This window comes from Kocuria atrinae C3-8 (assembly GCF_000286355.1).
GTDB lineage: Bacteria > Actinomycetota > Actinomycetes > Actinomycetales > Micrococcaceae > Kocuria > Kocuria atrinae_A.
The window spans coordinates 1-9,068 of record NZ_AJXN01000043.1; the positions used below are offsets into that span (position 1 = coordinate 1).

Here is a 9,068-nt window from a genome sequence, read left to right on the forward strand (position 1 = left end):
GCTCATCTGTGAAGGGCCACTATGTGGCAGGCGGAATCACCTTCTCCGCCTAGAAAAGAGGAGACACCATGATTCGGGCAACCCCGTACATCGGCTTTGAAGGTCAGGCAGAAGAAGCGCTCACGTTCTACCACTCCATTTTCGGAGGAGAGCTCAACATCACTCGCTTCAAGGAAATGGGCATGGTCGAGGACACCCCGGAGTGGTCATGCACGGTCAGCTCGATACCGACATGGGGTGGAGTCTGATGGCCTCCGACAACCCGGGTGGAGTCACAGGCGGCGGCCGGATCAACATCTGCATCTGGGGCGACGACGAACAGCGCATGACCGAGTTCTTCAATGCCCTCGCGAAAGGCGGCACCGTGGAGATGCCGCTCGAGAAGCAAGAGTGGGGTGACGCCTTCGGGGGTCTGCGCGATCGTTTCGGGGTCGATTGGGGCGTGAACATCGGGACCAAGGACGCGTAATACTCCTGGTCACCACTCGAATGTGACGCGCGTCATGCGTAGCGTGGAAATGCCACACCGTTGAGCGGTCGGCATAACCTCCGAACGCGCCGGCCCAGCGGACCGACGATGAGGAGATGCCATGAACGAGCGTGAACTGACTTCCCCGACCGATTCAACTGACCTGGCTGCCACCCCCAAGAAAAAGTCTTCTCGAGCCCGAACCGGTATGGCCTTCCTCGGCCTTGCGGGTCTATTGACCCTTGCCGCGTGCGGGGACAACGGAGGCGGAGCGGACGCAGAGGAAACGAGCGCGCAGGAATCGAGTGCGGCGGCGTCGGAACCCGAAACCATTGCTACGGCGGACGTCCAGAATGCTGACGGCGCGGACGTAGGCACCGTGGAATTCTCCGCGGCGGAAGACGATGACCAGGCCATGGTCGTGTCGGCCGAGCTGTCCGGGCTGGAACCCGGCTATTACGGTTTCCATGTCCACGCGAACGGTGTGTGCGAGGCGGAGAGTTCCGCTCCCGATGACCCGTCCGAGACCGGCGCGTTCCTGTCCGCGGGTGGCCACTTGGGTGGCGACGACGCACGGCACCCCGATCACGCGGGTGACCTTCCCGCGCTGCTGGTCATGGAGTCCGGCGAAGCCAAGATGACATTCCAGACGGACCGACTCACCAGGGACAACCTGATGGACGACAACGGGTCCGCGCTAATGATTCACTCCGACCCGGACAATTACGCCAACATTCCCGATCGCTACGCAGCCGAGGGCGCAGACGAAGATACCCAGTCCACCGGCGATGCGGGCTCTCGTCTGGCGTGCGGTGTGATCGAGTAGTCGACAGGTCATCGGGGTCTTTGTTCAGCTCAGTCCTCGCGCAGCGGCACGAACCTGAACTGTCCGTGGCGGGTGGTCTTCACGCGCTTCTGACGACGGCGCACCCGCAGCATTTCGTCAGCTACCGGAATCACCATGACACCGCCCTCCCCGAGTTGCTCCACGAGCTCCTCGGGGAGGGCGTCTGCCATGGCGGAGACAAGAATCCGGTCGAAGGGCGCGTCCTTCGACTCCCCGAGGACGCCCTCGGCTGCTTGTCTGATCTGCACCCACGGTTGATTCTGTTGGGCATTGGCAGCTTGAGCCGGAGTCACCAATTCAGGGATCCGTTCCATTCCAATAACCGTGCCCTCGTTGCCCACGAGGTAGCCGAGTAGCGCTGAGCTCCACCCCGATCCCGCACCCACATCCAACACACGGTGACCGGGCTGCACATCCAACAACTTGAGCATCGCCTTGACCGTGCTCGGTTGGGAATTGGTTTGCCCGTACCCAATGTTCAGCGGCGCATCAAAGGTAGCGAATTCGTGAGCTTCCGCGGGCAGGAAATCAGCCCTTTTGATCCGGGTGAAAGCTTGTGTGATCGGGTCCATGGCTGTCTCTAACGGGTTGAGCGGTTACTCAATTCTCCCTGGTCAATCCGCCGCCCGCGAGGCCACAACACCACAAGGACAGCGACAATCAGCGCGGACAGGGTGCCGGTGATCATGTCGATCATGGTGTCGTAGTTGTCGATCTGCGCACGGGATCCCGTCATCTGGTCTGCGGCAAACTCTCCGATCTCCCAGAGCATGGCCACCAGCGCACTGAAAGACGTAATCACTATTGCGTGCAACCAGCGCGGCATCGTGAAACGGTGTTTGCGCATGACGGCGCGCAGTATGTAATCGGTCCACAGCGCGATCATGATGCCCGAATAGAAGTGGACGATGGTGTCCCACGGTTGCCAGACGTCGTAGAACCGCAAGTAGCTGCCCATGTATCCGCCGGTGAAAATCAGCACGGCGTAGAGCAGCTGAAGATACAGCGGGATGCGAACCCGCGCGATGGCTTCAATCACCAACGGGCTCAGGGACACCTGCAGCAGACCCATGGCCATGAACGCACTTTCAGGGTTTCCACCCGCCGTGTCCCCGATGAATGACACCAACAACACCAGTTCCACCACGATGAGCGGCGCGTGCCTCAACAGCATTCCGCTGAAAGAAACACGTTTCATCATGCTGCTGACCCTACGCGCCTACCTGTGGATATTCTTGTGCCCCAGCCACGGAAGTAGGTTTGACCTCATGAGCCACCGGGACATCGTCAACAAGCTTCTGGACGAGCACGGACTGACCTACGCCCAGGAAGCGGGCATCCATCTCAAGGACACCCCCGCTCCCCTGTTTCAGCTCCTAGTCCTGGCCAACCTGTTGTCCACCAGGATCAGCGCCACTATTGCCGTCGCGACGCTCGCGAGCTCATCAACAGTGGCTTCACCACGCCCGAGAAAATGCGCGACGCCACCTGGCAACAACGCGTCGACGCTCTCGGCCGGGGTGGTTACCGCCGCTACGACGAACGCACTTCCACCATGCTCGGCGACGGCGCCGCCCTCCTTCTCGACACCTACGGCGGGGATCTGAGGCGGTTGCGAGAGCAATCCGAGAATCCCAAGGACGTTTTGAAACGGTTGCAGGAGTTCCCGGGCATCGGGCCCACGGGCACGTCGATCTTCGCCCGTGAAGTTCAAGCCACGTGGCCAGTCATGGCACCGTTCTTCGACAAGAAGGCCGTGGACGGCGCCCGCAAACTCGGGTTGCCCGACGACCCTGAGGACCTGGCCAATCTGGTTCCGGACGAGGATCTGCCGCGATTGGCCTCTGCCCTCGTACGAGTTGCCCTGGATCGATCCAAGAAATGAGCCTGGAGAAACACATGGACGCCGATGTCATCGTGGTGGGAGCCGGTCTCGCCGGCCTGGTCGCCACAGCAGAACTGACCAACGCGGGGCTCCGCGTGCTGCTAGTCGATCAGGAATCAGAAGCCAACCTGGGCGGCCAAGCACATTGGTCGCTGGGCGGACTCTTCATGGTGAACACCCCTGAGCAGCGTCGCATGGGCATCAAGGACTCCCCCGAGCTCGCGATGCAGGACTGGCTCGGCAGTGCAGGATTTGATCGCGATGTCCACGACCCCGCAGGCGAGGACTTTTGGGGCCACCGCTGGGCCGAGGCCTACGTGGATTTCGCCTCCGGTGAGAAACGTTCGTGGTTGCACGGCTTGGGCCTGCGTTGGGTCCCGCTCGTCGGGTGGGCCGAACGGGGCGGGTACCTCGCGGACGGTCACGGCAATTCGGTCCCCCGGTTCCACCTGACCTGGGGCACCGGCCCGGGCGTCGTTGCCCCGTTCGAGCAAGCGGTGCGGGATGCGCACGACGCCGGTCTGGTCACCTTTGCGTTCCGGCATCGAGTGGATCGCCTCGAAAAGTCTGGCGGCGCGTCGACGGCGTGAGCGGCGTCGTTCTCGCTCCGGACACTGCTCCACGTGGGGCCGCGACGAATCGCGAAGAAACTGGGACGTTCGAGTTCAAGGCACCCGCCGTGCTCGTCACCGCGGGTGGGATCGGCGGCAACCAGGATCTGGTGCGCGAGAATTGGCCGGAGCGGTTGGGGCAGGTGCCGCGCAAGATGATCACTGGAGTGCCCGAGTACGTGAACGGCCGAATGCTGGGCTTCGCGGAGGCCGCGGGCGGGCGGATCGTGAACCGCGACCGGATGTGGCATTACACGGAGGGCGTGACGAACTGGAATCCGATCTGGCCGGACCACGGAATTCGCATCATCCCGGGACCATCGTCCTTGTGGTTCGATGCGCGCGGTCAGCGACTGCCTGTACCGAACTTCCCCGGTTTCGACACTCTGGGGACGCTCAAGGCGATCGGCCACAGCGGGTACGACTACACGTGGTTCGTGCTGACGCAGCGGATCATCGAGAAGGAATTCGCGCTGTCCGGGTCGGAGCAGAATCCGGATGTCACCAACCGCGATCTGAAGCTCACGCTGAGTCGCGTGCTGCCCGGTGCGGCAGGTCCGGCGGAAGCGTTCAAGAAGCACGGTGAGGATTTCGTAGTGGCGTCCTCACTGAGCGAGCTCGTGGATGGGATGAACGCGCTGACCGATGAACCGCTGATTGATCTGGCCGACCTGGAACGACAGATCGTTGCGCGTGACCGCGAGATGGATAATCCGTTCACCAAAGATCTGCAGGTATCCGCGATTCATAATTCGCGACGATCGCGGGGTGAAAAGCTGGCCCGCACCGCTTCACCGCACAAGATCCTCGATCCGAAGGCCGGACCACTCATCGCGGTCCGGCTGAACATCATCACGCGCAAGACCTTGGGCGGCTTGCAGACGGACCTGTCCGGGCGTGTGCAGGGCTTTGACCACGCACCGGTTCCGGGTTTGTGGGCCGCTGGCGAGATCGCGGGGTTCGGAGGCGGTGGTGTGCACGGCTACCGGTCGTTGGAAGGCACATTCCTGGGCGGCTGTTTGTTCTCCGGGCGTCAGGCGGGGCGGGGTATTGCGGAGGAGCTGCGGGGTTAGACATCCAGTTTTCTGGTCAAGGGATTTACAAGCAGACCAGGAACTCACGTGTCACAGGCGATGCCATCCTTGTCGCGGTCCAGACCAGGCCGGTACCCCGGTGAGCCTGCGTACAACGGGGAAGCTCCCGCAGCGTCTGCCGCATCGCAGTTGGGGTAATAGCTGCCCCGGGTGCTTCTGGCGCAGGTGGCGGCGGCTGAACCAAAGGCGCCGGAGCTGGCGGTGCTTCACGAACTGGAGCTTCCCGCTCGATCGGCGGAGGAGTAGGCGCTGGATTCGGCGGATTAGGCGCGACAAGTGGCCGACGTGTGCCCTCATCCTCTTCCTCTGACCCTCCTCGAGCTGGCTGAGAAGTCGCGGCTGCGGTCGAGGGCGTCAAAGACGGAGTAGGTGTTGGGGTGGGCGTTTTCGTGGGTGACGGAGACTGCGTTGGCGTAGTGCTTGGCGTGGGGGAACTACTGGGAGTGGGTTCCTTCGTGGACGTGGACGGAGCAGGTTGAGTGGGTGTCGTCTCAGGCTCCGGAGTAGACGGGGCAAGAAACAGTCCAATGATGATCAGAAGCACGAACCCGAGGACTATTAAACCCAAGCAACCCAGACAGCTGAAGAGACCAATCTTGAGCGCTTTGGGGCGCTTCCTAGGCTGTTGCTGGGCAGAAAATGGGTAGGGAGGCTGTTGGGGCTGCATCGGATTTCCTTCTTGCAGGACACCTGGGATTTACGATTCCCAGGGACCATGAGGAAATCGTCGGAGGCGTGATTGAGCTCTAAATTACACAGGATTTACCGTAGTTACCCACTAGTTGGAAATATGTCTTACCCCCGTCGCATGTGGACCCCCACCATCGGGGATGTACCCGCTTGCAAGCCTTACAAGCCCACAGTGACTCAAACTTGGGCAGTAAAATGTCGGGCCCTTCCGGTTGGAAGGGGTCCGACTCGGGTCGATCGGTGAACTAGGCCTTTACGACCAGAGCCCGCCGTAATGAGGCTGTGTTGTGGCGAGCATTTCGAAGTTGGGTTTCGGTGTACGGAACTACCGCACCTCGCGAACCGTTTACCGGATCCCAATGCGCCGAGTCAGATACCAAAATCCGTCCCGAGCTATCAGTTCCACGCGCAACTACATAATGGCCATACTGCTTTCCTAAGGTTCCCAGAAGTCGCCCGTGAGTTAGGTTCAAAATGACCGTCTCGCCTCCACGAGCTCGCTGAATCCCCTTTTCATATCCATTAACATCACTACCCAGGTATTCGGTGCGGGCACTGTACTTGTGCAACGCGGTCTGCAGTTGCCGCAAATCTGTCGGACCAACCACAACGCCGGTCGCAGTCCGCATTCTCTCGACCGGCCCACGGTTACCCGTGGGGCTGGATACGTATCCTGTAGGCGGTCTTCCAATAGCCACCAGCGCTACTACACAGGAGGTCGGCCCACAGTTGTCCTTGCTCTGGGCTCCCGTGTAGAACTGGTTGATCGCAACAAGCTTGCCCGGTACCACCTTGGCCGCGATGACACGCACAACACCCAACAAACTCATGGTCTTAGGTCCGGAGCGGCCATCTTGAACCAGACCCTTCGAGGCCTGGAACTTCTTGATCGAAGCCACCGTCACGGAACCATAATTGGCATCCTGGACTAAACCGCGCTTGGCCTGGATCTGGCGTACAACCCGTGAGATCTCAGCTTGCGTGATACTCCCCGGCACGCCGTCTACGACCAGTTTGCGATCCGCTTGGAACGCCCGAATCGCGGTTTTGGAGACAGCACCCAGGCGCCGTCAATAGCCCCGCTGTAGTAGTAAAGACCCCACAGCGATCTCTGCACCTCCGTAGGAGTCAATGCATGGGCAGGGGTCGCCAAAAGAAGCCCGGATGCAGTTGTCGTCACCCCTGCGAGACCCAGCGCTGCAAACATTGATCGACGATTGATATCGAGCCCCATGACACGGGATTCAGCGGACATAATTCTCCCCCAAAAAAGCGAGTAAATAATATTTCCAACCACACAATTCTGTATGACCGAGATCACAGTAGCAGCGCTTTGATGCATTGGAAGAGAGTTTCAATAACTACTTTTGAGTAGTTTTTCAATTAGGTTAGCTATTACGAGAATTGGCGCACTAACAGTTAGTGGAATTCATTAAAAAGTGAACTCAGTGGGTTCAAATCTGCGAGTAAACGAACCTAATTTCCTAGCCACCTCGCGGGCGTACCGCGGCCCACACTTCACCGCACAGTTACCCGCCTGACTCGTTCTCGCCATGTCCATCGGCGACCGTTGGTCCTGCTGACACGCTCGGGACCTGGGGGAATACACCGTCAAGTTGGTCTCGAGTTGCCCGAAGTTCTTGAACGAAAGGTTCACCGTGAACACTCGAAGCAATCGCACTTTCGGCCGCATCTCCAAAGCCACGGCGGCCGCGGCGCTGTCCGTCGCCGTCCTGGCACCATTCACCGCACCGGCTTACGCACAGCCCGATACCCGCCCGGCAGCGGAGGCTGCGGCGAAGAACGAGACGAGGGCGGCGTCGTCGGCGAACGAACCTTTGCTGATCGGCCACCGCGGCGCGGCAGGCACTGCCCCCGAGAACACGGTGTCGGCTTTCAAGGACGCGCGGTCCTCGCACGCGGACTACTTTGAGATCGATGTGCAGCTTTCCGCGGACGGCGTGCCGTTCCTCTTCCACGACGACACCCCCGCGCGCACCACCAACGTGGAAGACGTGTTCCCGGGCCGCGAGAACGACCCGATCACCTCGTTCACCTGGGCCGAGCTGCAGCAGCTTGATGCGGGTTCGTACTTCTCGGACAAGTTCGTGGGCGAGAAAATTCCCCACTTCAACGATGCCGCCAAGATCGCCAACAACAAGATCGGCGTGTTCATCGAGATCAAGTCGCCGGTCAACTCCCCCGGCATTGAAAAGGTCGTCGCGGACTCGCTGCAGAACAATCGCGACTGGAATCGCCTGCTGAAGAACGATCAAATCGAGGTCCTGGGCTTCGACCCCGCGTCCAACCAGCGCTTCGCCGAGCTCGCCCCTGATGTTCCCCTCCAGCAGCTGATCGGCACCGTGCCCGACTCCGCAACCCTGGCGCAAATCGCCACGTACGCCGATCACTTCGGCACGAGCTACCGGAACCTGGACGCCGCCGGCGTGGCGCGGGTCAAGGCCGCGGGGATGGGCATCGGCGTGTACACCGTGAACTCCACCGAAGCCTATGACCAGGTGGTGGCGCTGGGCGTCGACCGCGTGACCGGCGACTTCCCCATTCAATTCTCCCGCCACGAGCGCGGTCAGAAGCCGTTCCCGCAAAACACGGGCGTACAGATCGCTGACTCGATCAACGATGTGCCCGGCAACGACCTGCAGCCAGAAACCGGCGAGCACGTGATCTTGCAGAACACCACGAACCGCACGATCGACGTCTCCGGATACATCATTCGCGACGCTGCCAATACCCAGCTCACCGTGGGCAACGGCTACGTCCTGGCGCCGGGTGCGCAGCTGCGCGTATACACCGGCCCGGGCACCAACCGCGCGGACGCCTACTACAACAACGGCACCGCCAACGTCCTCAACAACGGTGGCGACTCCATCGCCCTGTGGACCGGCAACGGAAACCTGCAGGACACCTTCGCAAACTAACTGCGTCTCACAACCGACGACGCGGCGTCACCTTCGATGCGAAGGTGCCCGCCCGCCGTCGTCGTGGCGGGATCTTCATGTGCCGCCGTTGGCATGCTCACCGGCCAGGCACATCAGCTCCAGCCTGGCCAGGCGATGGCACGTGGACAACCGGACTGATTAGCCGCCGAGTCCGAGATCCAACGAAATGACCCCAATACCGATCACCAGTCCGGTGGCCAAGAAGAACCCGATCATGATGAGAACGAGGCCCCAGGGTGTCCCCTTCTCCGGGTTGCTGGGCTGGCTCTTGGGTGTGTTTTCCATGGTCTTCCCTTCAATCGGCTGTGCATCCAGTCTTACAGGTTCGGAGCAGTGAGGGTGAAAGTGACATGTTCGCACCAGTTATTTGTAGGTGGGAGGGACTGCTGCACGGTTAGGTGACATCTGAGATGGCTTGCCTGAGGGGTGGGTCTGGAAGGATGTTGCTGTGCCAAAGCCCTACCCAAGCGAGTTCCGTGACGACGTCGTGCGCGTCGCGAGGAACCGCGAGC

At 60.9% G+C, this 9,068-nt stretch carries 11 protein-coding genes and 1 pseudogene; 7 read left to right on the forward strand and 5 right to left on the reverse strand.

Annotated elements, in window-relative coordinates; translation table 11 throughout:
* Positions 1–68 precede the first annotated feature (68 nt).
* The 3 genes from YO9_RS17115 to YO9_RS0105595 all read left to right on the forward strand — a co-directional run bounded on the left by YO9_RS17115 (position 69) and on the right by YO9_RS0105595 (position 1,295).
* Positions 69–248, forward strand: a complete 180-nt coding sequence (locus YO9_RS17115) for a VOC family protein (protein ID WP_223286167.1) — start codon at positions 69–71, stop codon at positions 246–248.
* A complete protein-coding gene (locus tag YO9_RS17120) occupies positions 248–469 on the forward strand; it encodes a VOC family protein (protein WP_016996604.1) in 222 nt (73 codons plus the stop codon). The genes YO9_RS17115 and YO9_RS17120 overlap by 1 nt, the downstream gene beginning before the upstream one ends.
* 121 nt (positions 470–590) lie before the next feature.
* Positions 591–1,295, forward strand: a complete 705-nt coding sequence (locus YO9_RS0105595; RefSeq protein ID WP_016996605.1) for a superoxide dismutase family protein — start codon at positions 591–593, stop codon at positions 1,293–1,295.
* 29 nt (positions 1,296–1,324) lie between these two features.
* On the opposite strand, the gene YO9_RS0105600 is transcribed toward YO9_RS0105595, so the two are convergent.
* Together YO9_RS0105600 and YO9_RS0105605 are read right to left on the reverse strand one after the other, a co-directional pair.
* Entirely contained in the window at positions 1,325–1,888 is a 564-nt protein-coding gene (locus YO9_RS0105600; RefSeq protein WP_016996606.1) for a protein-L-isoaspartate O-methyltransferase family protein, read from the reverse strand.
* Between the two features lie 8 nt (positions 1,889–1,896).
* Positions 1,897–2,517 (reverse strand): DUF2238 domain-containing protein, encoded by a 621-nt coding sequence (locus tag YO9_RS0105605; protein ID WP_223286168.1) that lies wholly within the window; start codon positions 2,515–2,517, stop codon positions 1,897–1,899.
* 67 nt (positions 2,518–2,584) lie between these two features.
* Here YO9_RS0105605 and YO9_RS17125 point away from each other — a divergent pair, with 67 nt between their 5' ends.
* The 3 genes and pseudogenes from YO9_RS17125 to YO9_RS0105615 all read left to right on the forward strand — a co-directional run bounded on the left by YO9_RS17125 (position 2,585) and on the right by YO9_RS0105615 (position 4,885).
* Complete coding sequence (locus YO9_RS17125) at positions 2,585–2,923, forward strand: hypothetical protein (protein WP_223286169.1); 339 nt, start codon at positions 2,585–2,587, stop codon at positions 2,921–2,923.
* A gap of 5 nt (positions 2,924–2,928) precedes the next feature.
* Positions 2,929–3,201: a hypothetical protein gene (locus YO9_RS17130; protein WP_223286170.1), complete on the forward strand. Its 273-nt coding sequence runs from the start codon at positions 2,929–2,931 to the stop codon at positions 3,199–3,201.
* A gap of 14 nt (positions 3,202–3,215) precedes the next feature.
* Positions 3,216–4,885, forward strand: a pseudogene (locus tag YO9_RS0105615) (FAD-binding dehydrogenase).
* Positions 4,886–4,929: 44 nt separating this feature from the next.
* On the opposite strand, the gene YO9_RS19775 reads toward YO9_RS0105615, so the two are convergent.
* A complete protein-coding gene (locus YO9_RS19775) occupies positions 4,930–5,001 on the reverse strand; it encodes an excalibur calcium-binding domain-containing protein (protein ID WP_262925596.1) in 72 nt (23 codons plus the stop codon).
* An 840-nt stretch (positions 5,002–5,841) separates the two neighbouring features.
* Entirely contained in the window at positions 5,842–6,594 is a 753-nt protein-coding gene (locus YO9_RS21410; protein ID WP_223286171.1) for a peptidoglycan-binding protein, read from the reverse strand.
* A 660-nt stretch (positions 6,595–7,254) separates the two neighbouring features.
* Here YO9_RS21410 and YO9_RS0105625 point away from each other — a divergent pair.
* Positions 7,255–8,535 (forward strand): glycerophosphodiester phosphodiesterase family protein, encoded by a 1,281-nt coding sequence (locus tag YO9_RS0105625; RefSeq protein WP_223286172.1) that lies wholly within the window; start codon positions 7,255–7,257, stop codon positions 8,533–8,535.
* Between the two features lie 159 nt (positions 8,536–8,694).
* On the opposite strand, the gene YO9_RS17145 is transcribed toward YO9_RS0105625, so the two are convergent.
* The gene (locus tag YO9_RS17145; RefSeq protein WP_016996613.1) at positions 8,695–8,841 is read right to left on the reverse strand and encodes a hypothetical protein; all 147 of its coding nucleotides are present in this window, start codon (positions 8,839–8,841) and stop codon (positions 8,695–8,697) included.
* Between the last annotated feature and the right edge of the window lie 227 nt (positions 8,842–9,068).

Coding starts and splice junctions, on each gene's coding strand:
- YO9_RS17115 (WP_223286167.1), top strand. CDS start 69: ATGATTCGGGCAACCCCGTACATCGGCTTTGAAGGTCAGGCAGAAGAA.
- YO9_RS0105595 (WP_016996605.1), top strand. CDS start 591: ATGAACGAGCGTGAACTGACTTCCCCGACCGATTCAACTGACCTGGCT.
- YO9_RS17120 (WP_016996604.1), top strand. CDS start 248: ATGGCCTCCGACAACCCGGGTGGAGTCACAGGCGGCGGCCGGATCAAC.
- YO9_RS17145 (WP_016996613.1), bottom strand. CDS start 8,841: ATGGAAAACACACCCAAGAGCCAGCCCAGCAACCCGGAGAAGGGGACA.
- YO9_RS17125 (WP_223286169.1), top strand. CDS start 2,585: ATGAGCCACCGGGACATCGTCAACAAGCTTCTGGACGAGCACGGACTG.
- YO9_RS0105605 (WP_223286168.1), bottom strand. CDS start 2,517: ATGATGAAACGTGTTTCTTTCAGCGGAATGCTGTTGAGGCACGCGCCG.
- YO9_RS0105600 (WP_016996606.1), bottom strand. CDS start 1,888: ATGGACCCGATCACACAAGCTTTCACCCGGATCAAAAGGGCTGATTTC.